This window comes from Tunturiibacter gelidiferens (assembly GCF_051013345.1).
Classification (GTDB): Bacteria; Acidobacteriota; Terriglobia; order Terriglobales; family Acidobacteriaceae; genus Edaphobacter; species Edaphobacter gelidiferens_A.
This window is the reverse complement of the sequence record NZ_CP132939.1, coordinates 504,704-529,399: the sequence shown is the minus strand read 5'-3', so window position 1 is coordinate 529,399 and position 24,696 is coordinate 504,704. Positions and strand designations below refer to the sequence as shown.

The 24,696-nt window shown below is 55.8% G+C and carries 18 protein-coding genes; 11 read left to right on the top strand and 7 right to left on the bottom strand.

All coding sequences use genetic code 11. The features are described from left to right. The first annotated feature begins 272 nt into the window (after positions 1-272). Positions 273-1,925: an amidohydrolase gene (locus RBB80_RS02575; RefSeq protein ID WP_433966567.1), complete on the top strand. Its 1,653-nt coding sequence runs from the start codon at positions 273-275 to the stop codon at positions 1,923-1,925. Between the two features lie 967 nt (positions 1,926-2,892). Here RBB80_RS02575 and RBB80_RS02570 read toward each other — a convergent pair. The 3 genes from RBB80_RS02570 to RBB80_RS02560 form a co-directional block, all read right to left on the bottom strand. Further along, positions 2,893-3,528, bottom strand: a complete 636-nt coding sequence (locus RBB80_RS02570) for a hypothetical protein (RefSeq protein ID WP_433966776.1) — start codon at positions 3,526-3,528, stop codon at positions 2,893-2,895. Continuing rightward, a complete protein-coding gene (locus tag RBB80_RS02565) occupies positions 3,525-5,069 on the bottom strand; it encodes a GWxTD domain-containing protein (protein WP_433966775.1) in 1,545 nt (514 codons plus the stop codon). The genes RBB80_RS02570 and RBB80_RS02565 overlap by 4 nt, the downstream gene beginning before the upstream one ends. A 73-nt stretch (positions 5,070-5,142) precedes the next feature. Then, on the bottom strand, positions 5,143-8,496 hold the full coding sequence (locus tag RBB80_RS02560; RefSeq protein WP_433966774.1) for a carboxypeptidase regulatory-like domain-containing protein: 3,354 nt from the start codon (positions 8,494-8,496) through the stop codon (positions 5,143-5,145). An 831-nt stretch (positions 8,497-9,327) separates the two neighbouring features. On the opposite strand from RBB80_RS02560, the gene RBB80_RS02555 reads away from it, so the two are divergent. Together RBB80_RS02555 and RBB80_RS02550 are read left to right on the top strand one after the other, a co-directional pair. Beyond that, a complete protein-coding gene (locus RBB80_RS02555) occupies positions 9,328-10,389 on the top strand; it encodes a cobalamin-independent methionine synthase II family protein (RefSeq protein WP_433966773.1) in 1,062 nt (353 codons plus the stop codon). 84 nt (positions 10,390-10,473) lie between these two features. Next, positions 10,474-10,752 carry a hypothetical protein gene (locus tag RBB80_RS02550; RefSeq protein ID WP_433966772.1) on the top strand — a complete coding sequence of 93 codons (279 nt, stop codon included), beginning with the start codon at positions 10,474-10,476 and terminating at the stop codon, positions 10,750-10,752. 4 nt (positions 10,753-10,756) lie between these two features. Here RBB80_RS02550 and RBB80_RS02545 read toward each other — a convergent pair whose 3' ends face one another. From RBB80_RS02545 to RBB80_RS02535, 3 genes are read right to left on the bottom strand one after another with little or no spacing between them, the layout of a single operon-like run. Continuing rightward, positions 10,757-11,668, bottom strand: a complete 912-nt coding sequence (locus RBB80_RS02545) for a glycoside hydrolase family 3 C-terminal domain-containing protein (RefSeq protein ID WP_433966771.1) — start codon at positions 11,666-11,668, stop codon at positions 10,757-10,759. Continuing rightward, positions 11,605-12,027: a PA14 domain-containing protein gene (locus RBB80_RS02540; RefSeq protein WP_433966770.1), complete on the bottom strand. Its 423-nt coding sequence runs from the start codon at positions 12,025-12,027 to the stop codon at positions 11,605-11,607. The genes RBB80_RS02545 and RBB80_RS02540 overlap by 64 nt, the downstream gene beginning before the upstream one ends. Beyond that, entirely contained in the window at positions 12,024-13,385 is a 1,362-nt protein-coding gene (locus tag RBB80_RS02535; protein ID WP_433966769.1) for a glycoside hydrolase family 3 protein, read from the bottom strand. The genes RBB80_RS02540 and RBB80_RS02535 overlap by 4 nt, the downstream gene beginning before the upstream one ends. Positions 13,386-13,612: 227 nt before the next feature. Between RBB80_RS02535 and RBB80_RS02530 the strand changes: the two genes are divergently transcribed. From RBB80_RS02530 to RBB80_RS02495, 8 genes are all read left to right on the top strand, one after another. Beyond that, on the top strand, positions 13,613-14,125 hold the full coding sequence (locus tag RBB80_RS02530) for a DUF4136 domain-containing protein (RefSeq protein WP_433966768.1): 513 nt from the start codon (positions 13,613-13,615) through the stop codon (positions 14,123-14,125). A gap of 227 nt (positions 14,126-14,352) precedes the next feature. After that, positions 14,353-15,078: a hypothetical protein gene (locus RBB80_RS02525; RefSeq protein ID WP_433966767.1), complete on the top strand. Its 726-nt coding sequence runs from the start codon at positions 14,353-14,355 to the stop codon at positions 15,076-15,078. Positions 15,079-15,291: 213 nt separating this feature from the next. Then, positions 15,292-16,338 carry a patatin-like phospholipase family protein gene (locus RBB80_RS02520; RefSeq protein WP_433966766.1) on the top strand — a complete coding sequence of 349 codons (1,047 nt, stop codon included), beginning with the start codon at positions 15,292-15,294 and terminating at the stop codon, positions 16,336-16,338. After that, positions 16,305-17,333, top strand: coding sequence for a hypothetical protein (locus RBB80_RS02515; RefSeq protein WP_433966765.1), 1,029 nt, complete (start codon positions 16,305-16,307; stop codon positions 17,331-17,333). Before RBB80_RS02520 ends, RBB80_RS02515 begins: the two co-directional genes overlap by 34 nt. 205 nt (positions 17,334-17,538) lie before the next feature. Then, positions 17,539-18,129: a YceI family protein gene (locus RBB80_RS02510; RefSeq protein ID WP_433966764.1), complete on the top strand. Its 591-nt coding sequence runs from the start codon at positions 17,539-17,541 to the stop codon at positions 18,127-18,129. Between the two features lie 61 nt (positions 18,130-18,190). Continuing rightward, positions 18,191-19,597, top strand: a complete 1,407-nt coding sequence (locus tag RBB80_RS02505; RefSeq protein WP_433966763.1) for a DUF3300 domain-containing protein — start codon at positions 18,191-18,193, stop codon at positions 19,595-19,597. Between the two features lie 44 nt (positions 19,598-19,641). Next, the gene (locus RBB80_RS02500) at positions 19,642-20,598 is read left to right on the top strand and encodes a DUF2950 domain-containing protein (RefSeq protein ID WP_433966762.1); all 957 of its coding nucleotides are present in this window, start codon (positions 19,642-19,644) and stop codon (positions 20,596-20,598) included. Between the two features lie 574 nt (positions 20,599-21,172). Next, on the top strand, positions 21,173-22,306 hold the full coding sequence (locus tag RBB80_RS02495) for a formylglycine-generating enzyme family protein (RefSeq protein ID WP_433966761.1): 1,134 nt from the start codon (positions 21,173-21,175) through the stop codon (positions 22,304-22,306). An 86-nt stretch (positions 22,307-22,392) separates the two neighbouring features. Here the strand turns inward: RBB80_RS02495 and RBB80_RS02490 are convergent, their stop codons facing one another. Next, positions 22,393-24,618, bottom strand: coding sequence for a winged helix-turn-helix domain-containing protein (locus tag RBB80_RS02490; protein WP_433966760.1), 2,226 nt, complete (start codon positions 24,616-24,618; stop codon positions 22,393-22,395). Positions 24,619-24,696: the final 78 nt, after the last annotated feature.

Sequence of the window (24,696 nt, the reverse complement as noted above, 5' to 3'; positions counted from 1 at the left end):
AGTCCCTACCGTGACAACTGGAAACCGCGGCAGTTGGCAGCCGGCCCCAAAATATTGAATGGATAACTTCAGGTTTGCCCGTTACTCGGGATCGACCGAGGGATACTAGAACCGACCCGCGCGCGGAACTCGACAATGCCCGCTCGCTGATAGAGTTGTACAAACCTGAAATGTTCCCTGTCTTCCCGCGATTCTCCCGTGATCGCGGACAATCGTGCCTCAGTTTGAAGGGAGTTGCAATGAAGCTTTCCTGGGTATGCTCGCTCATTGTTGTGCTCGGCGCCTGCTGCTGCAGCGCGTCGGCTACGGAGGCGAGCCTGATCTTCGTCAACGCCAAGCTATGGACCGAAAATCCGGCGCAGCCCACCGCCCAGGCAGTGGCGCTCGATGGTTCCAGGATCCTCGCGGTCGGCAATAACGAAGCGATTAGAAAACTCGCCGGCCCCGACACCCGCATCATCGATCTCGGCGGCCGCCTTCTCCTGCCCGGCTTCAACGACTCCCACGTGCATTTCCTCATCGGCGGCGGTTCGCTGATCACCGTGCATCTTGGCGCAGCCAACAGCCAGGCCGAGTTCAAGGATCGCATCGCTCAATTCGCCAGAACCCTGCCCAAAGGTGCGTGGCTTCGCAATGGCCTTTGGGATCATCAACGCTGGAATCCGCCCGTTCTGCCCGACCACCAGTTGATTGACGATGTCTCCGGCGATCATCCTGCATTCTTGTGGCGGCTCGACGGACACATGGCCCTCGTGAATGCACAGGCCATGAAGCTCGCCGGCATCGACCGAAACACGAAGGACGTGCCGGGCGGAGAAATCGAGCGCGACAAGGACGGCAACCCGACCGGCATTCTCAAAGACGCTGCCATCGCTCTCGTCCAGCGCATCATGCCTCCGCTGTCTCCCGAAGAGGAGGCCCAGGCCATGGAAGAAGCCATGCGCGAAGCGGCAGCTCACGGCGTAACCAGCGTGCAGAACATGGCCGACAGCTCTGAAGACCGCGGCCAGCCGGACAATTTTCGCGAGTTTCAGAAGATCGAGCGCGCTGGCAAGTTGACTGTCCGCATCTACGAGGCTTTTCCCGTCCGCGATTGGAAGACTCTGGCCGACGCCGGCATCGTCGCGCCTTTTGGCAGTCCTTATCTCCGCATTGGCAACCTGAAAGCCTTCGCCGATGGCGCCCTTGGTTCTGAAACTGCCTGGATGGATGAGCCGTTCACGAACAATCCGGCGAAGAGCGGCCTCGCCAGCCCCGATCTTCTCGACGTCGAGCATTTCTACGAATCGATGCGCCAGGCCGACAAGGCCGGACTCCAGCTTACGATCCACGCCATCGGCGATCGCGCCAACCGCACCATACTCGATCTCTACGGCCGCCTGGAAAAAGACAATGGCCCTGCCGATCGCCGCCCCCGCATCGAGCACGCGCAGCACCTTCATCCGGAGGACTACGCGCGCTTCGCAAAGCTTGGCGTGATCGTTTCCATGCAGCCCTACCACGCAATCGACGACGGACGGTGGGCTGAAACCATCCTTGGCCCGCAGCGTATCAAGTCGAGCTATGCATGGAAATCCCTGCTGGATGCCGGTGCAACACTCGCCTTCGGTTCCGACTGGCCCGTCGCGCCATTGGATCCCGTGATGGGCATCTATGCCGCCACCACTCGCCGCACCCTCGACGGCAAGAACCCAAACGGCTGGATTCCCGAGCAGCGCATCACCGTTGCGCAGGCAGTGCACGCCTACACAATGGGATCCGCATTTGCCGAACACCAGGAGACGGTCAAAGGATCCATCGAACCGGGCAAGCTGGCAGACCTGGTAGTGCTCTCCGACGACATCTTTACAATCCCGCCAGAGGCGATCGAGAAGACCAGGGTCGACATGACCATCTTCGACGGCAAGGTGATCTACCAGCGCTGAGCGGGCGAGAGGCGTATAGCTAAGCAAACGTTCCCAGCGCTAGCGCGCTTTGCGGATAGATACCCGCCGCTGCGGGGTGGTCACACACTGAATTGAGCGCAACTTCCGGATGGTCGGCAACCCGCACCTTACTCCCCGGGTTCGAACCGGAACATCGTCCTGACCGAACCGCTACCGCGGCAGCGCACAAGATTGCCAACCAAAGGCGTCGATCAGATAGCAGGAAGGGTGGGCGTAATTGGTTGCGCTCGGCCATCCCTGAGCCAGATGGGATTCGAACCACCGGTAAGCCATGACGCTGCCACCCAAGGGGGAACCCCGGACCACAACCTGTTCGGACGGCGAGCCTATAAGGGCTTGTAGTGTTTCGCTGTGACAGTTTTGTGACACTTTTACATCTTTACGGTTGATATAGTGCGATATAAAGCCGTATGATTCGGCATGCGGTGAGAGCCGCGAAACCCAAGATTTTAGCGGGTGAAATCGCTTAACTTGATGATTAATAAGTACTTCGGAGTTTTGGCTAGAGAGATCCCCCATTCTCCGCCATACTTTTTCATAAGTTGTTCATTGTAAACGGTTTATGAACGAAATTTGGATACCACGGGATACCAGATTTCAGTTCAATTCTGACACCAAGAACTTAGCCTGCAAACATCTCATTACAAATGTGAAACTTGGAAATCAGGGGTGAGAATAATACATTCTCCGCCGCGCATGAGTTGACCGAGTGACTGACCGAATCGGTCGATTAGACAGACTCTGTACTTGGCGTCGATTCTTTATGTCTGAGTCGTGGCTCAGGAGACAATCGGCAACAAGGTGCTGAATACAAGTGGTTCCGCCACGACTGCAGCGTTATGCTTTGCGTTCGCTCAAGATTATGGTTTCTGCCAAAAGTTGCAGGTGGTAGTGGTGATGCGGTGACGCTGGGTGGCGAGTTAAAACTCAGGGGAGTAAGGTGCGGTTAGCCGACGATACATCCGCTGCTGATATTTACAGAAAGTGCTCTATCTAAAAATAGATGGAACGCTTTTTGATGAATAGGCAGGATTCGAGGCGCGGATTCAGTTCGCGAGCTTTGCAGCCTGCCGTTTGTAATCTTCAGCTTTTGACGAGTTGCCCTGCTTCGCATAGACGTTTGCCAAGGCGAGATAGAGTTCTGCGCTAGGAGGCTGGAACTGAAGCTGCTGCTCAAGAATGTGAGTTGCCCCTGGAAGTCGCCCGTCTGGGCCCTGGCTTGTGAGATCAGAATCACTGTCTGCTGGCTCACATCGTGCGAGAGGGAGTGTTTGGCGGAAAGGTCTGCTACTTCCTTATATCGATTGCTTTGCGACAACAGGTCCACCAGTTGATCGAGCGCGGGAACATACGTCTGATCGTCGGCGATTGAGCGTTGGAGCCAGGAGATGGCGCTATCGTTCTGCCCTGTCATCGTTGCACAAAGGGCCCGCTTGTAGTCGTCGATGGCCAGTCCGCGGCCGTTCGCCCCGCTGGCGTCATAGGCTGTCCACAGGTCTGTAGACACGGCATCGTTGATGATGTGCAGGTTCAAGGACGCGTATGCCTTTTGTTGTGTCGCCTCGTCGGTGGCCGTGATCACGACACGGTAATTTCCGGCGGAGAGGCCTTCGGTAGAAAGGGTATGCCCGGTGAGCAATGTGCCAGAAGCATCGAAGTTGGCGGCGTCGATTTCCTCATCTTCCTGATGTGGCTCTCCCCGGACTGAACAGATCCAAGGACGTAATGAACCTTGATCTTGTGTCCTTCGAAGGATGACGAAGGGGCTGGCTTACTCCAGAGCTGAAAGAGCAGATGCAGTGGCTCGCCGGTATGAAGTGAGCCCTGCTGTACTCCTCGAGGCCCAAAACGCAATCCAGCAACACTGAAGGGGAACCTTGTTTCCGCGTCGTGGACCGGCGGCTGCGAGGAGAAGACAAGCACGTTACTGATCGTCCAGGCAGTCTGTGCGGGATCCGGTACTTTGACCTGTACTCGTTGACGCACGGCGAAGTGGGTCAGGTCATTGGTTAGAGTGAAGACGAGCTGGTACTGCCCTGGAGCCAACGGTATCCGGGTCTCTGCGCCGAATCGCTTTGTGCGCAGATCAGAGGCCTGGGTTGCGTCCAGAACGCCGGTGAGTTTGTCATTCTGCTGATAGATGGCATCTTTTCCGTCAGAGGTCAGCACGGTGGTCTGGAGCGTGAGCGAATAGCCGAGTCTTTTGTCAGGCAGTGTACCAATGACTGCCTGCTCCGGCCTGTCGTAGGAGAGCAGGGTGTTGGCTGTCATGCGTCCTGTCGCATCGCGAAAGATTGCGGTTTGCGGAGTGGCGGAGTTCGTGCCCAGAAAGACGCTTGTCGTAACTTTCTCACGTGCTCTTCGCTGGTTCAACATCTCCGTTGTTAGGGGATTGTCTGGCAGTCCTTTAATTGTGCTGAGCAGCACGTCGGATTGCAGGCTGGGAGTGTAGTCGTTGAGATCGACGGGCTCGGTCGGGATGAGAGAGAGGGTCGTACGAGCTACTTCATCTCCCAGGGACTTCTTGATGATATCGACATTGTTCTTTTGGTCGTTTTTTCCTTCGAGGCCAGTGACTAGTCTTGAGGGACCGTCTTGGTAGGGCGAGTAGAGAGTGAAGTCCTCGCCGGTGCTTCGCTTATAGAAGACGATGTAGAAGTGCGTCGGAAGAGCGGGCGTCTTGGACTGATAGAACCAGATAATCATTGGCCGGAGATTTCTGGGGGCCATATAATTTGCTCGCTGCTCCGGCGGGCCTAAAACGATGTAGATATGTCCCTGGTCGGTTCGCCATCCGTCCTGGGCTTTGACGTTGCCGAAGTTCTGATTGGCATAGGCGAGTCGGCGGTAGTGCTCTTCCTTATATTCATTGATATCGGAGCCGGGATCGGAGTTGCGGGCATCCCAGAATGCCTGGATGAAGGCGTCTCGTTCTGCGTCGCTCTTCAGTGCAAGAAACTCTTTACGCTCCTCGGTCTGAATGATGTATGGGACGTCTTCTTCGATCCAATGGCGGTAGTGTGGAGAGAGGCTCTTTACCGGATCGACCGCATGAAGCGATGAGGATAAGAAGAGGAAAAGGAGAGGAAGCAACAGAAGAGATTTTTGGAGGCGTGAAGACAAGGAAGGGTACTCCTAAAGAAAAACAGGAGAGGGTGGAATCACCCCTCTCCCGTTAATTTAAGTAAGCGTCGGGTTAGAACTCAAACCGGATTGAGCCGCGTGCATAGAACGGCGTCTGGAATGAGGTCGGACGGTTATAGTCGAGGTTCAGTGGCGGTGCGACACCAACGGCCGAGGCCGTCGTCTGCGTGTACTGTATCCTTCCCGTCGTGAACTGACTGTTCGTCACGTTGAACATATCCATCGCAAGCTTCAACTTGTACTTCTCTGTGAACCGGCCAAGAGGCACAGGATAGTCAGTGTGAAGGTCGAGTTGCAATGTCGACGGTGTGCGCCCGGCAGCGCCGCGACCGCCGATGGGAACCTCGCCCTGATTGAGGTAGATCGGGTGGTCGCCCAGGATGCTCAGCGGAACGCCTGATTGACCGCGCAGACCCGTGCCGAAGGTCAAGCCTCGCGCACGATGCATGAACGGCGTATCGGAGCCAATGTTGTAGCTCAGGAACAAATTGCCAACCGTGCGGCGGTCGGTGCTCAGGTCTCCATTCGCGAACTGGTCACCGAGCAGATTGAGTTTCCCGGCGGTGAAGTCAAACAGGGAGCTGATGCCAGGGTCAGACTGACCGTTGTCGTTGCGGTACGCACCCTCGTAGTTGCCGTAGAGCGTACCCCAGCGGAAGTTGACGACAGCGAGCCAATGGTTGCTGAACCGCTTGTCCACCTCGAACTCAGCGGCCTGGTAGCGGCGAACGGGATTCGCAAAGCCGTCGGGAACACCGTCGGCGGGAGGGCCGTCCATCGTGGCCAGGTTCGAGAAGCAGGCGCCGCCGACCTGCTGGTTCCTGCCGTCGATGAAAGGTCCGCCCACGGCAAAGAAGGTGTCGTTGCCTGCCGTGCAGCCTGCAACCGGCGGTACATACTGGCCTGCTGTCGGGTTGCCGCTCGGGTTCTTAGCAAGGAACTGGGCCTGCGTGTAGGTAATTTCCTGCTCGTTGACTGCGATGTCGGTCCCCGCAGTGGGATTGGCGATGCCGCCGACGAAGTTCGAAGAGATTGTCGATCCTTCAGGCGACTGCGAGCCGATGTCCTCGATGATCCTTGGAAGACGACGGTCGGTCCAGCGCGCCTTGACGACGATCGACGGGGTAAGCTCGTGTTCGACGCCGATCACATACTCGTCCTCATACTCGCCCTTGGTTCCAGGAAGGATGCCTTCGCCGGTCGAAGACGCAAAGCTCGGAGCGCCGAACTTCGAGACGACCCCGGTTGCGCTGGTGGAACGCGGGAGGCCATTCAGGTTATGCGCAGCGTCCGGGATCACAGTAATCAATCCACCGGCACCAATGACAGGGGCAAAAGCGTAGCTTGTGTCATCCTGCTCATTTCCTAGTTGACGGATCGCTGCGTCCAGAGGCATAGCCCAGTAGTTGCGACCATAGTTGAAGAAGAGCTTGCTCTTGTGGTCACCCACGGGATCGATGTTGATACCGATCCGCGGCGACCAGCTGCCCGTGAAGGTGTATTTCAGCAGGTTTCCCGCAATCCGCTCCTGCTCCCAGCGGACCCCGGCGTTGATCGTGATGAAACGGTTCATCTGGTAGACATCTTCTCCATAGGCGGTATGATAGCGGCCAGCCGCATTCACGTTCAGGCCCTGGTAGGTGCCGCGGTTGATGGAAGCGTAAATCTGCTGACCATGCGAATTGACGGGGCATATCGTGCAGGTCCGGTCCGTTTGTGTGAGAGCCGGACTGATGTTGGTTGCCGAGACCCGGAACAGCGCATTGGTCATAGCGCCAATCGCCCGGGCAGGAATATTCGAGAAGAGATTGGACAACGTCTGCCCGGCTGCATTCTGATTCGGGATCGGGAACAACGGCCCAGACCGCGAAGGCAGGTCGAGGAAGTTGGTGTGGTCGTAGGCATAGCCGGCAGAGACAACGTGCTGGCCCAGGAACCCGAACGTCTTGGAGGTATTGACCGCGATGCTATAGGTATTGTTCTTCGATGGCTCGTAAGCACCAAGCCCGGTGATAACAGACCCTGTAGCGCTCGCCAGGGAATTGCCGCTGGCGTCGGTAATGCCATAGTCGTTGGTCGCCGGATATTCATTGAAGTGGTTGTAGTTGTAGGCATACGAGGCGTCGACCGTCCAGGTCGACGTAATCGCACTATTGATGCGGGCAACTGAGTCCCGCGAACCAAACTGCCAGGAACTGGCAGTCGTCTTTGGGAAGAGCGACGAGAGGGCATTCTGACCCACTGCGAGGGGTAGTCCGTTGTGCTTCGATGGATCGCCGAAGCTCGACGCTTCGAAGGTCGTCACGGCGCCAAGCTTGAGGGTCAGTTTGCCCGCCCAACTAAGAGTCGTTGTGCTGTACTGGAGTGCGCCAAGGGCGACGCTTGGAGCCGGCGCACTCGGATTGGCCAGCAGAGTCGTCTGGTTCAAAGAGGGATTGAACGCGCCGAAGAAGAAGAACTTGTCCTTGAAGTGAGGGACATAGCCACCTAACTCAAACGCGGCGTCGTACTGCGGCGTGTTGAGGAACGAGGGCGGAGTCACCTGCTGGTAGCCAAACTGGTAGTACTGGTAACGGCTCGCGTACCAGGACCCTGGCCCAAAATAGGCAGCGAGCGCGCCGTGATAGCTGTCACTGCCGGACTTGGTGACGATCTGCACGATGCCACCTGTCGCCTTGCCATACTCCGGCTCAAAGGCCGTCGTCTTCACGTCAACTTCTTTAATAAAGGCAAGGTTGATTCCGGTTCCGAGCGACCCGTGATAACGGTTGTAGGTGCCGATGCTGCCGAACGCCTGGTCGGTGATCGTCACGCCGTCTACAACATAGAGATTCTCAAGGCCTGATGCGCCACCGATCGAGGGGTTTGCCGCGCCAGGTCCAATCTGATTCGGGCTACCTGCGACCTGGCCTGTAGCAACGCCCGGCGCCGCATAGAAGATGGCGGAGACGTTTCTCGGTACTGGGACGCTGTTGTAGAACTGGTCGGTCAGGTTGGTCGTGACTGCGGTGCTCTGCGTGTCGATAGAAACCGCCGCCGCCGTTACCTCGACTACCTCGGCGACACTGCCGGTCTGCAGCGAAAGATTGAGCGTCGACGAGGAGCCCACCACAACCTCGTTATGCTTTGACTCAACCTTCCTGAAGCCGCTCATTTGGACTGTTACATCATAAAAACCTGGTGTGAGCCCGTTGACGCTGTAGCGACCAAGCGAATCAGTCGTTACAACCCGGGTTCCTTGAGGCCCCGCTAAAGTTACAGTTACGCCGGGCAGATTCGCGCCGGTCGAATCGGTGATTTCCCCGTTCAAACCGCCAGTGATCGAACCTTGCTGTTGTGCCGAGACACTAAACGCTACCAACACCAAGATCATGATTTGGGATAGGTACCAGAAGGTACGTTTCATGTTCTGCCTCCAATGCTTGAACTGATCGCGGGTCGCAGTCTGCATGGCTTGCCTGGGGAGTGTCTCTTTTTCTCGAATCAGCTAGCTGAAATAGAACAAGCAATTTTAGGGCCGCAATGCGACAAACGTCGGGAACCATAGAATGCCCATAATATTCAACGTGCTAGGGCGAGGCGGAAGCGTCGGTTAGACAGCTCAAGACATGCGTATATATAAATTTTTGTAGATCATTACCACATTAACTGCACGAAAGCAAATCCAATCTATCAATTTTTATTCGCCTGCAGATGTTTTGGTAGGTCAGGTCGTGTACTGGGCTGCCGTTCGTGACGATTTGATTCGATCTCCCAGCAAAGCGTTATCCGCCTCCAATTCGCAGCTGCGCGACTTTTCTCAGGGGTCATTGAAGCACAATCCGGGGTGATCGAGAAGCGTTCTTGAGCGGCTGAAGGCGGCCGAGCTCATGAAGTTCTGGTCCCCGGATAGCGCCTTCGAAGCGATTGTCCAGGATTCAAGTGGCCGGGTGGCCCACCCTGTACCTAAACGACAAATCTCGGGTGCCCCATCCTTCGCGTTTTTTGCGAAGGGTGGCATGTAAACTGCCAATTCCGCCACGCCTGCAGGCCTCAAACTCTTCCAGCAAACCAAACGACTCCACTTCGTCACCTTCAGTTGGCGGGTGCCCATGCCAAGTGAGCCCAATATCTCGCATGCCCCCTTCATTCAGTTCCATCGCATGAGTAAGCATTCGCGCCACGCTAACCCCGATGCCAGATCCAATCAATCTTTTGGTGGAGGGTCTTAACTTCACTCCACGAGTACCATCATCCGATGATTCCGACCGAACCAATTGGCAGCATCCCGCGTCCTCCTCAATTGATCGAAGCGCTAACGTCGTATCATGCCGCCGAAATCCCCCGCAACTCGCTGGACAGCGTCTACGCCGAAGCACTTCGAGACACCATCGCTCGCCTCGAGCAGACCGGGTCGCCGGTCCTCACAGATGGCGAACAAACCAAGCCCAGCTTCGCCACCTACCCCCTCACCGGTCTCTCAAATCTCGCGCCCGATGGAGTCGTCATCCCCTTCGCCGATGGCCACCAGCGCCAGCTTCCTCGCCTCACCTCAGGCCCCTTCCGCTACGGCACTCATGCCGAAAGCTTTCTCAAGGCCGCCCGCACCTACACCAATCGCCCCATCAAGCAGGCCGTCATCTCCGCCTCTGCGCTCAGCCTCCTCTACCCGTCAACCGGCATTCCCGGCTACTCTCGCGAGTCCTTCCTCGCGGATCTAATCGACGAGGCTGAAGCCGATATCCGGGGCGCTCTCTCCGCCGGTGCAGCATCCGTACAAATCGACTTCACCGAGGGCCGGCTCTCTCTCAAGCTCGATCCCTCTGCCAATCTCCTGCGCAGCTTCGTCGACCTGAACAACAAGGTCTTGCACCGCTTTACCGCGAACGAACGCCAGAAAATTGGTGTCCATGTCTGTCCCGGCGGAGACCACGATTCGACCCACAGCGCAGACGTTGACTACGCCGGATTGCTACCCGATCTATTCAAGCTCAACGTCGGCCGGTTCTATCTTCAGATGGCCAGCGAACCGGACAAACCGCGCATCCTGCGACTCGTAGGCGACCTCGCAAGCCCTCAGCATCTTGTCTTCATAGGGGTCATCGACCCAATCAATCCAGCCATCGAAACCGCCGCCCAGGTCCGCGACCGCATCCTCGAAGCGGCATCCTTCCTGCCCCTCGAGCGACTTGGAACCACCGACGACTGCGGCTTCGCGCCCTTCGCCGACGACACCTCGACCGCCCGAGACACTGCATTTCAGAAAATTCAAGCCAGGGTCGAAGGAACAGAGCTGGCCAGCAGGCAGTTGGGCCACTAGAGCAACCGTCCCGTGAAAGCGCCGGGTGTCCCACCCTTTACCTAAACGACAAATCTCGGGTGCCCCATCCCACCAAATGAAAAAGTGACCGGCTACGACCAATCCACAAAAATCTCCACCACTCCCAAAACCGGAAGCCACAAAATAAATCCAAAAACCTTATCACATTTTTCACCCCAAAAAAACTGTCTGCTACAACACCACCTCCACCACGCAAAACACCACAACGACACCACCAAAACACCACGTCAAAACACCCTCTTTTTCCAAAAACCCCAGCAAAGCACCACAAACCCGCCCGCCAAAAAAAACACCCAAACCGCCAATCAGACTAGCGGCCTGGGCATTCCATCGACTTGGTGACTCGTCAATTCCCGCTGGGCTTCAAGGTGACCCCCGTCTTCAACGGCAGCGATTCAACCGAATCACCTACGGAGATCGTGAATCGATTGGAGCCGATCGCCCACTTCTTGGCCCCAACATCATAGTAGGAAAACGATCTCGCCCCCAGTGGAATTTCTACATGTTTCGTTTCGCCCGGCGACAGCTCTATCCGCTGAAAACCCTTCAACTCATGTTCCGGCCGCGGAACCTTCGGGTGGTCCTCTGTTACATAGAGCTGCGCGACTTCAGCCCCTTTCCGCGCGCCTGAATTGGTCACATCAAAGCTGGCAACGCCTTGCACCTCGCCGCCAGCGTCGTTGGACTCGATCTTTAGATTCGCGAATCTGAAGGTGGTGTAGGAGAGACCGTATCCAAACGGAAACAGAGGCTTGACCTTGTTCTTCTCGTAACCGCGGTATCCAACGAAGATGCCTTCCTTGTAGTCGACCCGCTTTGAGTCGCCCTCAGGGTAGTAATTAGCGAAGGTTGGATTGTCCTCCGCCTTGCGCTCGAAGGTGGCAGGCAGATGTCCCGACGGGTTAATGTCGCCAAACAAAATCTCCGCCAACGCCTGTCCAGCCTCTTGCCCGGCATACCATGTCTCCAACACCGCGGGCACGCGGTCGATCCACGTCGTGGATTCCACGTTCCCACCCGATGTGATCGCAACTACAACCTTCGGATTCGCGGCAACCATCTCGCGAATCAGTTCAGTTTGCCCGTACGGCAACTCAAACGTTCTGTCGCCGCCTTCGCCCTCGCTCTCTTGCTCGAAGCCAGCTTCTACCAGCACAACGTCGGCTCTCGCTGCAAGCTGCACAGCCTGCGAATTCACCACCTTGTCTTCAGGTACGATTCCCACCACCACGTGGCCTCCGATAGGGTCTTTTGCCACTCTTCCACGACTATCTTGTGAGGTCCAGCCGTAAGCTCGAGCGTGACATGCGGCTGGAACGCTCGCACGATCTTCCAGTTGTCGATCACGAGTTTGTCGTCAACATACACGCGGTTGCCTGAACCCTCTCCGGAATCCTCCAACGCTAAGATGTATTTGGTGGATCTCGCGGCGTTATAAAAGCCAGTGATCCGATGCGATACCTCAGAGGGAGGAGAGTTGAAGAGCATCTCCATCACCGCGTCTACATTTTCGATAACGGCCTTGATAGTGAGTCCTTCCAGGACAGCGTGGCGTGTGACTGTCTTTGAAACCGGAGCTCCGGAGAGGTCAAGGTTATTGAAGCTCTCAAGCGTCATCCCGGCCTTACCGTTCTTGGCTTCAGTCGTAAACTCCGTAGCGGACGCCAGATGCGACAACGCCGGAACCCCCGGTCATACAGTACGGTCGTCGCTGCGCCCACCTCGTTGGAGATACCCTCCAGCGCACTCACCATATGGAACGGAACTACGCCAGCACTTCCCCCGCCCACCGGGACGCCCGGATAGGCGTCTGGCCCGACGATCAGAATCGTCTTGATTGCCGACTTATCCAATGGCAACAGATTGCCCGCGTTCTTCAGCAGCACCGCTCCCTCGCGAGCTGCATCGAGGGCCACCTCCTTGTTCTTCGTATCAACGAAAGAGATCGACGCGTCGTGCTGATCGCGATTCAGCCATCCGTAGGAAGCGGCTGTCTCGAGAATGCGCCGCACCTTCTCGTCGATCGTCGCCTCGGACACCTTCCCTGCCCGAATAGCGGGCCCTAGGTTTGCGTTGTTCATGAACTTCCCGCCCGGTTCCTCTATATCGAGCCCACCGTTGGCCGCGCCGATCGCATCGTAGGTCGCATCCCAGTCCGACATCAGCACACCCTTGAAGCCCCACTCCTTGCGCAGGATGTCGATATTGAAGTAACCGTTCTGGGTTGCATGTTGCCCGTTGATCAAATTGTAAGAGTCCATCACCGAGCTCACATGCCCCTGCTTTACTGCTACCTCGAAGGCAGGCATATAGATCTCGCGAAGTGTTCGCTCGTCGATCTCGGAGTCTGAGTCGTGCCGCAAAAATTCACTATTGTTGCCCAAATAATGCTTGACCGTGGCGCTGACACCCTGCTCTTGCATACCGGTGATGTAGCCCACCGCGATCTGCCCTGCAAGGAAAGGATCCTCGCCGAAGTATTCGAAGTTACGTCCATTTCGTGGCGACCGGTAGATATTGACCCCGGGCCCGAGCATGAAGTGGACTCCGCGTGCCCGGGCGTCGCGACCTATTCCGGCGCCCACCCGTGCCGCCAGTTCAGGATTCCATGAAGCTGCCATGTTAATCCCGGCTCCGTAGGTCGTCGAGGGAAACCCCGAGTTTGACCTCGTGCCGTAGGGACCATCCGACATATCGAGCGCAGGAATCCCAAGCGACGAAACGGCCCGCACACCAAAGCCTGTTCCTCCGATGTAGTCCAGCTTTTGCTGAAGCGTCATCTGCTTCACCAACGTGTCCACCTTCTGCTGTTCGGCAGCGTCCAGTGAATGTGGGGCTTGGGCAAACGCTGGCTTGGACGAGACTACAAAAGCCGCACTCACGGCCAATATGGTGAGGAGCGAAGATTTGAAGGGGAGGAAAAGCTTTGAATGCATGAAAGTGTGTCCCTCGTAGTGGACAAATTGTAAACGCACCGTCTCGCTCCTGTCGGCGATAACCATCTTTTCTCCCAACTAACCCGGCAACGGTGATTGTTTCCCAATTCTTGTAAACTTTCAGGGAATATCCACCTAGTCAAGAGAGCGGGGGCTGACGGTCACTCATTTCCTTGAAGCGGTTCAAAATGGAGCCTGGAGTGCTGGCAAAGAGGCGTTTCGGCGTCGGCGAAGATGATGAGTTTCTTTAAGAACATGAGAGGAAGATGATGAAAACTAAATTTGCATTGTGCACGATGATACTGTGTTCGGCTTCTGCGGTTGCCGTCGCACAAACCGTCTCAGTCAACTACAACCAGAAACAGAGTTTTTCGCAGTTTCATACATATGCGTGGGGTTCGGAGAACGCCAACAAAGTTCAGAATTCAATATTGGCGCAAGTGGCGGTACAAGACATCGACGCAGCCTTACAAGGCAAGGGTCTTCAAAAAGTGGAAGAGTCTCAGAAACCTGACCTCCTCGTCACTGCCAACGGCGGCATGAAGGAACAGACCAGTTATACCGCCATGGGTATGCGCGGATGGGGCGGCGGAATGGGCACCATCACACCGCAGCAAAATGTCATAGGAACGTTGATCGTAGATCTGTACGACGCGAAAGGCAAAAGTTTGGTCTGGCGGGGAATCGCGCAAAACACCCTGAACAACAATGGCAACAAGAACCAGCAGTTGATTCAGAAGGCCGTGACGAAGATGTTCAAACAGTGGCCAAAGAGCTAGTCAGCTCACGGAAAAGATAGCTTTAGGGTTGTGCCTATAGCATTTTTGGTAGTTCCCATTCTACGAAAACAAGCTGAGAATCAGCCATAGTCAAGTGTCTAGGCGGCAACTGTCTGGATGTGTGCGGCATGGCTCGGAGCCGTTTTGCCTCGCAGAGCGGGGCGTAGGTGCGCAGCCTTGTCGCTCCACAAAGACCGATCATTGGGATAGGTCACGAGGAGCTTGCCATGCACAAGTCGAACCAACATACCTTCAGGCACGCGCGGTCGGCTGTAATAGCCACAATAGTTTCCTTCTGTTCCGTCCCTCACATCTTCGCTCAGAAACCTGAGATGCAAGAGAAGCTGACCGAGATCAAACACTCTTCCGCTGCGAACAAACAAGCACTAGCGCGTTATAGCTGGATGGAAGAGCAGACGATCAGCCTGAAAGGTGAGGTTAAGAAGATGCAACAGTTTCAGGTGCGGATAGGTCCTGACGGCCAGCAGCAAAAGATCGAGCTGAATCCGCAGGCCGCGCCTCAGCCCAGCGGGGGACGGTTCAAGCAACGTGTCGTCGCGAAGAAGACTGAAGAGTTTCAGGTGTATGGGCAACAAATCGCCGCTCTCGGAAAGCAATACTCGCAGCTTGATCTGCAGGCGCTCGATCAGGCCTATCAACGAGGTGACATCTCGATGGAGTCCAAAGGCGCTAACGTCACGATAAGCCTGATCGTCAAAAATTACCTCAAACCCGGTGACTCCGTGACGGTGGTCTTCGACCAACAGCAGAAGGCGATTCGGGCGCTACAGGTCGCCAGTTATCTTGCTGCTCCGAGCGACGCCGTGAGCATTGCCGTTCAGTTTGCCAGATTGCCCGACGGCACCAACCACGTTTCGACAAATCAGATTAACGGAGTTAGCAAGCGGTTGGAAGTAACGATTCAGAACTCTTCTTATCAGCCCGTAGGTTGAACACGGCACAACGTAACACGCTCTGTGCTTCAGAAAGGTAGCCATGCATACCCTGGCCAAGCGATCATTGCTCCTGCTCAGCGCTCTGGCGGCTAGTATCGGCTGCTATTCTCAAGAGCTTCCTGGGCAAGATAAGACGATGCGTCCCAAGCTCGGCTTGGTCCTCGAAGGGGTGGTGCTCTAGGGCTAGCTCACATTGGCGTTATCACCTGGATGGAGGAGCACCGCATTCCCGTCAGTTATGTCGCAGGAACAAGCATGGGAGGCTTAGTGGGGGGAATTTATGCAACCGGACGCTCCCCAGCCGAGGTAAGAGAACTCATCAACGGCATCGATTGGGATCAAGTGCTAAGCGGAACCACCCCGTTTAGTGATCTGGCTTTCCGTCGCAAACAAGATGCTCACGAGGTGCCAGGTTCCCTTGAGTTTGGTTTGCGTAAGGGCTTGCAGTTTCCTGCAGGCTTCAACTCCGGTCAGGAGGTCGACCTGATTCTCGACCGGGTGGCTCTTCCTTATTCTCAACTCACAAGCTTTAATGACCTGCCAATTCCGTTCGCCTGCGTTGCAACGGACTTGGTCTCAGGTAAACCGCATGTCTTTCGCGACGGCCCGCTGTCGTTAGCGATGCGGGCAACGATGTCGCTGCCGGGAATCTTTTCCCCCGTTCGATCTGGAGATCATCTTTATGCCGACGGCGGGCTGCTCAACAATATCCCGATAAACGTCGCCAAAGAGATGGGTGCCGATGTCATCCTCGGGATCCACTTGGAGACAGAACCTCTTAGTCCGACAGCAACGCTGCCAAGCTATGGGGTTCTGGGTCAGTCCATCTCTGTAATGATTGCGGCCAATGAACTTCGTTCGATGGAGCAAGCTGACATACTCGTAACCGTTCCACTCCAGAAATACACCGCTCTCGAATACAACAAAGCCGATGCCATCATCAAAGCGGGATACGACGCGGCTGCGGCCAAGGCTTCGGTCTTAGCTGCATTTTCAGTAAGCCAGGCGGAGTGGGAACAATATATAGCGAATCGAAACGCCCGGCGCAAAAGTGTCCCGATCCCGACCTTTATTCAGGTCACTGGCACATCTTCTCCCGACATGGAGAAAGGTATGGAGAAGCAATTGTCCGGACTGGTGGGGACGCCGATCGACTCCAAAAAACTGGACCAGGACATGATGTCGATCGTGGGGAGGGGCGCTTCACAACCTCCACTTATTCGATGGTCGAGAAGGATGGTCAACACGGACTGCTGATCCAAACCGAGGAGAAGGCATACGGGCCGCCCATTGTCCGGCCTCTCATCCTGATCGACGGCTCAGACTACAACAACGTGCTGTTCAGCATGGGAGCCAGAATTACGTTTTTGGACTTTGGGGGCTATCGGTCCGAGCTGCGCAACGATGTCATTGTAGGTTCTCAGTATTTGGTGCAAAGTGAGTACTACCATCCTTATGCCCCGGCCAGCAATTGGTTCATAGCGCCCAGAGTGGGAGCGAACAGTCAGCAACTGAATGTCTACTCCGGCAATACATTGCAGGCAAGCTACCGTCTACGGGAGGTTCTCGGCGGTATCGATACCGGCTACTCCTTTGGGCGGACGGGTGAATTCCGACTGGGATATGAAGGGGGCTATCAGAAGATCCGTCCGGAGATCGGCCAGGTTACAACGTTACCTACGACCTCCGGAGCGACTGGAGACCTCAGGATTCAGTACCAGCTAACAACGTTGGATCAACCTGTTATTCCACGCTCGGGTGTCAGTCTTTGGGCCTATACAAAAGGGTATACGGTCAATCCTGCGGCGCCGGGACCCTTTCCCGTCACCGAGATCCAGGCCCAGGACTTCTTCCGGTTGAGTGCACCTTCCTCAATATTTGTCGGATTGTATGGCGGCAGCAGTTACGGCTATAAGACGGGGGTTCCGGCGTTCTCTCTGGGTGGGTCGCAGCGTCTCGTGGCCTGGAGCACCAATGAACTGCTCACGAACCAGTATTTCCTTGGGCAGCTAGGCTACATTCGCGAGTTGATCAAATTGCCACCTCTGTTAGGCAGCACAGTCGACTTCCTCGGAGTATTGGAACTAGGAAAGACTTACAAGCTTCCCAATGGACAAAGTCCACCGAACCTGCCCATGGATGTTGCGGGCGGAATCATCGTGAACACAATATTTGGGCCGGTCCTGGTCGCCGGTTCGGTTGGCGACTACGGTCACGCACGGTTCTACTTCCGAATAGGACGAATTTTCTGAGAGGTTCGGCAGCGGCGATGTGACTTATAGAAGACCGGCCGCACGCAACTTTGATGATGAATGGGAGGAATCAGGTGAGCATAAATGGTTAGTCTCTTGGAAGATCCTGGCGACAGTTGATAACTCCAACGCGCATAGTTGCCATTCTCTGCTGCGCACCGCGACGAAACTTACACCCGCAAGTCACCAGAAAGGAAGTTCAATTATGAAGACGAAATATCTGGCACTCCTCGGCATCTTAGCCGCCTCGCTAGTTCCGTTTAGCCAGGCACAAGTCCCCGTTTTCAAAGTCACGCCGCAACAGAGCACAGTCAAGTTCTATGTGAAGTCTTCGGTTGCTCTGGCAGGCGACTTCAAGAAATGGAATGCGGCTCTTACTTTTACATCGACCGATGTGACGTCCGGCTCCTTGGATATCGAGATTCAAGCCGCTTCCGTCGATAGCGGAAGTGGAATGAAGGACGACAAGCTCAAAAGCAAAGACTTCTTCGACGTCAATCAAAATCCTTTGATCACATTTAAATCAACCAAGATTGTTCAGACCGGTCCAACGACGTTCGACGTACCCGGAACCTTCACCATACGCGGTGTCTCCAAACCCGAAACCTTAAGCCTAACCGTCAGCGGCGTCGGGACAGGCTCCGGTAGTATCAAGGGAACGATGGCCTTCGACCGCAAGCAATATGGCATGAATAGCGGAATTCCATTCATCAAAATCGCTGATCGCGTCGAGGTCAATGTCGACATCTTCGCAAAGCGTGTTAGCGGCCCACCCGTTGCCTTGAAGAAGTTCTAGGTGCCCCTCATGCTGATCACATTAAGAGAAGGCGCGACGCTTTTCTCGGACGGAGAACAAAATGACTAACGCTTTCTTCAAACAGCTTCTGGCACTGACACTCTCTCTTCTGCTTATCTTCCCGGCGATACCGGGTGAGGCTGCAGGCCAGCAGCCGGCGCCGGCGGGATATTCGGGACAGGGCGCGCCTCTCTCTGCAGACGAGTTGCAACAGTTAGTTGCGCCCATCGCACTGTATCCGGACGCGCTGGTCGCCCAGATCATGGGGGCTGCCACATTTCCGGACCAGATCGCTGCCGCTGGCGGATGGCTTCAGCAAAATAAAAACCTCGTTGGCTCAGCTCTGGCAAAAGCGGTCGATGCGCAGCCCTGGGATCCCAGCGTGAAGGCACTCACCCAGTTCCCCTCGGTGCTCGACAATCTTGCGAAGAATCTCAGCTGGACCTCGTCGTTAGGAGAGGCCTACCATACACAGCCGACCGACGTCATGTCTGCAGTTCAAGTTCTACGCGCCAAAGCAAAGGCGGCCGGAAATTTGAAATCGGGGTCACAGATTACCGTGGTGCAACAATCGCCTCAAGTGATCGTGATTCAACCCACCAACCCGCAAGTGGTGTACGTGCCGACATATAACCCGACTGTGGTTTATGGCACGCCCTATGTGACGCCGGGATACAGTACCGCAGCGGTGGTGACTACCGCGGTGCTTGCATTTGGAATTGGGATAGCAGTCGGCGCAGCTATAAACAATAACAGTTGGGGCTACAGCTATTGGAACTGTAACTGGCACGGTGGCACGGTTGTTTATCACAGCAGTGGCTACTACGGAAACAGCGCATGGCATGGCGGCTACTACGGCTCCGGCGCGACGGCTTACGGACCAAACGGAGTCGCGAGAGCAGGCACTGCGTACAATCCTTCGACTGGCACCTATGCTCGAGGCGCCTCAACCACGACTGCTTACGGCACCCAGAAGGTCGGCCAGGCATACAACCCAAACACGGGAGCATACGCCGCAACCCATCAAGCGTCGAACGCTTACGGAAGCTACGGCAGCTCAGTCGTTTCCAAGAACGGCAATACCGCATACACGCAGCACCAAACCACGGCGACCGGTTCCGTGGGATCTGTACAGACTTCCGCCGGCGGCAGAGGTGTCGCCGCATCTGGCGCTTACGGCAACAATGTGGCTGCCGGACAAGCGGCAAATGGCAATAAGTACGCGGCGGCGAACGGGAACGTCTATAAAAACACGGGAAGCGGCTGGAATCAGACACAAGGCACCAGCCATAACACTTCGAGCTACTCAGGGGCCAACTCCGCTGCCTCTCGCGGCTACGGAGGACAGGAAAGGAGCGGCGGATCGTCCGCTTTTGGAGGAGGCGGTAGCGGATGGGAATCCCGACAGCAAAGCGCTCGCGGTTCAGCCAGCCGCGGCGGGGGTGGCGGATGGGGAGGTCGAAGGTGACATCAACAACGCGGCACGAAACGAACCCAATCCTGGAGGATGAAATGTCGCTCACACGCCACAGACTCCTGTTTACACTACAGCTTCTGCTTCTCGCCGTCCTCCTTCCCTTGGTCGCGTGCAAAGAAGCTGAGAAGCCTTCAACGAGTGTGTCTTCATTGAATGTCTTTGCTTCGCCGGACGACGCTGGCAACGCACTGCTGACTGCGGCGAAGTCCGGAGATCCAAACGTACTGATGACAATCTTCGGCCCGGACTCCAAAGAGTTGATCAACTCTGGAGACGCAGTGCAGGATAAACACACGGTCGACCAGTTCGTAGACGGATACGGGCAGATGCACCGCTGGCGCAGTATGCCAGACGGTTCGGAAATCCTGCTGGTGGGAGCCGACAACTTTCCATTCCCCATTCCGCTGAAGAAGAATACCGACGGGAAGTGGTTCTTCGATACCGCGGCAGGCAAGGAAGAGGTGCTGAACCGCCGCATCGGCAGGAATGAACTGGCAATCATTGATGTCTGTGAAGCGGCAGCGGATGCGCAAGCAGAGTACTTCGCTCATCCTCACGACGGAGAAAAGGCGAAGGAGTACGCGGCGAAGTTCATCAGTGATCCGAACAAGCAAAACGGCCTGTACTGGAAATCTGCAGATGGACAGCCCGCGAGCCCACTTGGACCCCTCGCGGCGGCCGCAGCCTCGGACGGGTATAGCGCGAATCCGCAGGGGCACACGGCGTTTCACGGATACTACTTCCGCATGCTGAAGGGCCAAACCGCAAATGCGCCAGGCGGAGCCAAGGAGTATGCGGTCGATGGGAAGATGACTGGTGGATTCGCATTCGTAGCCTACCCTGCGACTTATGGCAACTCCGGAGTGATGACTTTCATCATCAACCAGGATGGCGTTCTCCTTCAAAAGGATCTGGGAAAGACGACAACGGAGGCAGCGAGCGCTATGAGCGAGTTTGATCCCGACTCCAGTTGGACCATCGTAGAGCAATGAACGAAATCATTAGTTTTCTGTATAAGCGTTCTAGGTGAATCTCTAGGAATACCCGATCGGTCCATGCGAAATGCTAGAAAGGAGTTTCACGAGAAGAAGATGATCGACGCTTCTGCCATTCGAGATGGACGCCAGCGAATCAGATCGACTCCCTGAGGGCAACATCTTTTCCACGAACTCGCCATCCCGTCATCGCGAGTACATTGCCTAGATGGCCGCGCTCAGCGTCGCTGAGTAGCAAACTGGGAGCTGAATCGTTCGATGAATCGCTCGGGGGCTGATGAAAAGTCTCGAACCATTCGCCAAAATCATATTAGAGACGATGAAAGCGAAATTTTGGGCGCAGGGTTACTCTGCAAAGGTGTGTTGCGCAGGCAGGCCTTCCTGATGCCTCAACAGTTACTGCAGCCCAGCGATTAGATTGCGGGGCTGCACCAATATATAAAACAGGCCCCTCAAGATTCAGTAAACTTGCGGCGTATATTCATTGACACCTAGGGCGACCTCGAAGTTGATGCAAGCGTTGGAAGTTCGAATCTCGCATCATCGAATCCGGCGAGCATGGAGTGCAGAGGTGATTAAGCGAAAGTTTTTCAACACGCTGAACTTGAGTCTGGCTTTCTCGCTCTCGCTGCTTCTGACAGCATGTAACAAGTCAGCCCCATCGCAGGCTCACGCAAGTACAGCGGTTGAACAACCAGCGCCCGTACTGCTTCCGCAGTTCCATCCGTCGGTCGTCAACGGAACACCCGCTCCTCATCTCGCGCCCGTGGGCATGGCCTGGATTCCGGGAGGTGAGTTTTCGATGGGTGCGGCGGATGCGCCTGATAGGGATGAGGTAGGCATGCAGGCCACACGCGATTCACGGCCAATCCATCAGGTCTATGTGGACGGCTTCTACATCGACAAGACTGACGTCACGAACGCCGAGTTCGCAAAGTTCGTTCATGCCACCGGTTACGTGACTGTGGCAGAGCGCACGCCTCGCGCAGAGGACTTTCCCGGAGCTCCTCCGGAAAATTTAGTCGCGGGGTCTGTGGTCTTCTCCCCACCCGATCATCCCGTGCCGTTGAACGATCACTTCCAGTGGTGGAGTTTCGTACATGGAGCTGACTGGCGGCACCCGACTGGTCCGAAGAGCAATATTAAAGATAAGGACAACTATCCTGTAGTTCAGGTGGCCTACGAGGATGCGGAAGCCTATGCAAAATGGGCCGGACAGCGACTACCCACCGAGGCGGAATGGGAGTTTGCCGCTCGCGGTGGACTCGCGGGTAAGCCCTTTGTCTGGGGCGATGAGTTTCGTCCCAAAGGAAAGTGGATGGCAAACACCTACCAGGGACATTTTCCCATCTCGGACACCGGAGAGGATGGCCATGTCGGCCTCGCCCCCGTTGCCGCCTTTGCTCCGAACGGATATGGCCTCTATGACATGGCGGGGAACGTCTGGCAGTGGACCAGTGACTGGTATAGCCCGGATTACTATCGCCAGTTGGCTGCATCCGGTAAGGTCACGCGCAATCCGCAAGGCCCTGATCGCTCTTTCGATCCAGCTGAACCCGGCGAACCCAAGAAGGTCCATCGAGGAGGTTCGTTTCTTTGCACAGATCAATATTGCTCGCGCTATATGGTCGGGACACGAGGCAAAGGCGAAGTTAGTACCGGGACAAACCATCTCGGATTTCGTTGTGTCAAAAATGGTGTATAGCTGTCGATAGCGATGACGAGGACGCACTTTCAAAATCAAAAAATGCCGGTGCAGATCCCTATTCGATGACGAAGTATTCGTGACTTCTAGGGGCCATCAAGATCAAGTGTATAAAGATTACCCGTACGAATTCTTGATCGCACGATCGGCACGCTCTCCAGTGTCAAGCCGCAGAAGAAATAATCTTCCGTATCTCCTCCGTGGAAGTTCGATAGATTGGCAATCTGCTCGAGTCGACCATTCGGAATCGACGCACGGTAGATCGGCTGCATCTCGGCCGATGATGCATGAAAGAAGATCGCTTTACTATCTGACGACCAAACTGGGTCCGCGACTGTAGTCTCGGCGATCGTCCGCCAGGTCTGCAGCACGGTATCAAAGAGCGAAAGCTTACGTTGATCCAGCGAGACTGCGGCAATATAACGTCCGTCTGGCGACCATCGAGGACTGAACCATCCCTCGGATCCAGGAACCGTCGACAACGTGTGAGTACGCAGATCGAATATCTGAATCGCCCGTGGGCCATCCTCTTTTCCCATAATATCGGTGACGCGCCCAAAGGCGATCTGTTGCCCATCCGCAGACCAGGATGGGTCCGCCGCATTACGGTTCTCTCGAAGTAGTCTTTCGGGAGACCCACCATCCGCAGGCACCAAATAGATCTGCCATGCTTTACCGGACTCCTTCGCCATGAGCGCGAGTCTTTTCCCATCGGGCGACCAATGCGCGAGAAAGACCTGCAAAGAGTCTGGCGTTATCTGAATCAACTCCGATCCATCTGCCTTCGCCCTCCATAGCCTCCCGGATGCATCGGTCCAGATGACCCACTGCCGATCGCGCGAATACTCAACCCTGTTTGCTTCCGCGAGGAATCCCGGCATTGCTATAAATTCGTGCCGGCTGGCGTCGTAACGCTGAAGAAGGGACTCGGTCTCGAGCCCCAGAAAGAAGATCCGATGCCCGATCCGCGAGGTCACAGGCCCAACAAAACTCATCGGCCCATTCGTCACTCGTTTCGGTTCGCCAATACTCTTTCCATCAAGTCGCCAAAGATCGCTGCTTCCACCACGATCCGATTGAAAGACAAAGTACTTCCCATCGCCGGTCCATATTCCGCAGCATTCCGACGAAGGCCTGGTCCAATTGCCAAGAATTGGACGAACCGACTTACCATCGCTCGACGCCTCCCAAAGACCCAACGTGTGTTTTATTGGATCGAGGAGCGTGAATCTCAGAAGTTTCCCGTCAGGGGACCAGCGCAACCAGAATGCGCGTTCAGGCAGTTTAGCGAACAGGGAAGAGGTGCCATCTTGCGGCCTGCTGATCAACAACTGGTTTCCTGTGGCGTAGAGTATGCTCTTGCCGTCAGGCATCCATGTGGCATCGTGAGCCAAGACATTCGCGACCCGCAGCGCACTGCCTCCACCAACCGGCACCGTCCATAAGGACTGCTCCGACTCCGGCGACAGATGATTTCTGAGCAGTAGCATGGAGCCATCGGGAGACAGATCTCCGAGCGTAGCGGAAGAAATCTCGCTTGGCAGCGGAAGGTTCTCAACCGCCCCGGTGCGCACATCAACCTGCGCCAGGACGGACCTGCCTCCTGAAATCACCGGTATATAGATGCGTAGCCCATCCGTCGCCGAGGCCGGAAGACTCTCCATGGCCTGCACTCCGGGCGCAATCCGTCCGGTCCGCGTCAGGCGCTCGATACGCGGCAGAGGTCCCGAGCTTCGAGAGCCATAATTAAACCCAGCCAAACCCGCCAGGACTCCCGCCGGGAGAAATACTGCAATCCATAGCCCAAATCCAAACGCCCTGCGACGCCGGCGCATTAGATCAAGTTCGTTGGGAAGGGACGAGATTTCAATTTGAGAAGAAGTCCCGGTCTGCCCTTCCAACACTACTTGGGCCGAGCCCGACTCCGAACTGAACTCACGGTTCATCGACTCAGTCGCTTTGATCGTCGAAGCCAGAACCCGGACAGGCGCGATGAACCGGTAACCCCGCTTTGCCAGCGTTTCCACAAATCGCGGGTTGTCTGCTGTATCTCCTAACGCGTCCCGGATCTTGTTAATCGCAGTGCCAAGAGAGTGATCAAAGTCGACCACTATGTTCTTGCCCCACACCCGAATCTGCAACTCTTCCCGGGTGACAACTTCGCCAGCCCTCTCTAGCAGTGCGGCCAGAACCTTGAAAGGCTGGCTTTGAAGCTTGATCTTTCGACCCGCCTTCCATAACTCGCCGGTCTGAAGATCAGCCTCATAAACTCCGAATCCGAACCTGGAGGCGATTTCAGGGTGAGACAGCATAACCAAATACCTTGTAGTGAAACTTTATCACGCTGAAATCGACCTCGTCGGCTCGCCTTACCTGTTGATAGCACCGCG

What these genes read in the sequence shown, in the direction of transcription:
- RBB80_RS02560 (WP_433966774.1), bottom strand. Translation starts at nt 8,496, where the DNA reads ATGAAACGTACCTTCTGGTACCTATCCCAAATCATGATCTTGGTGTTG.
- RBB80_RS02555 (WP_433966773.1), top strand. Translation starts at nt 9,328, where the DNA reads ATGATTCCGACCGAACCAATTGGCAGCATCCCGCGTCCTCCTCAATTG.
- RBB80_RS02540 (WP_433966770.1), bottom strand. Translation starts at nt 12,027, where the DNA reads ATGACGCTTGAGAGCTTCAATAACCTTGACCTCTCCGGAGCTCCGGTT.
- RBB80_RS02530 (WP_433966768.1), top strand. Translation starts at nt 13,613, where the DNA reads ATGATGAAAACTAAATTTGCATTGTGCACGATGATACTGTGTTCGGCT.
- RBB80_RS02525 (WP_433966767.1), top strand. Translation starts at nt 14,353, where the DNA reads ATGCACAAGTCGAACCAACATACCTTCAGGCACGCGCGGTCGGCTGTA.
- RBB80_RS02520 (WP_433966766.1), top strand. Translation starts at nt 15,292, where the DNA reads ATGGAGGAGCACCGCATTCCCGTCAGTTATGTCGCAGGAACAAGCATG.
- RBB80_RS02515 (WP_433966765.1), top strand. Translation starts at nt 16,305, where the DNA reads ATGGTCGAGAAGGATGGTCAACACGGACTGCTGATCCAAACCGAGGAG.
- RBB80_RS02510 (WP_433966764.1), top strand. Translation starts at nt 17,539, where the DNA reads ATGAAGACGAAATATCTGGCACTCCTCGGCATCTTAGCCGCCTCGCTA.
- RBB80_RS02505 (WP_433966763.1), top strand. Translation starts at nt 18,191, where the DNA reads ATGACTAACGCTTTCTTCAAACAGCTTCTGGCACTGACACTCTCTCTT.
- RBB80_RS02500 (WP_433966762.1), top strand. Translation starts at nt 19,642, where the DNA reads ATGTCGCTCACACGCCACAGACTCCTGTTTACACTACAGCTTCTGCTT.
- RBB80_RS02490 (WP_433966760.1), bottom strand. Translation starts at nt 24,618, where the DNA reads ATGCTGTCTCACCCTGAAATCGCCTCCAGGTTCGGATTCGGAGTTTAT.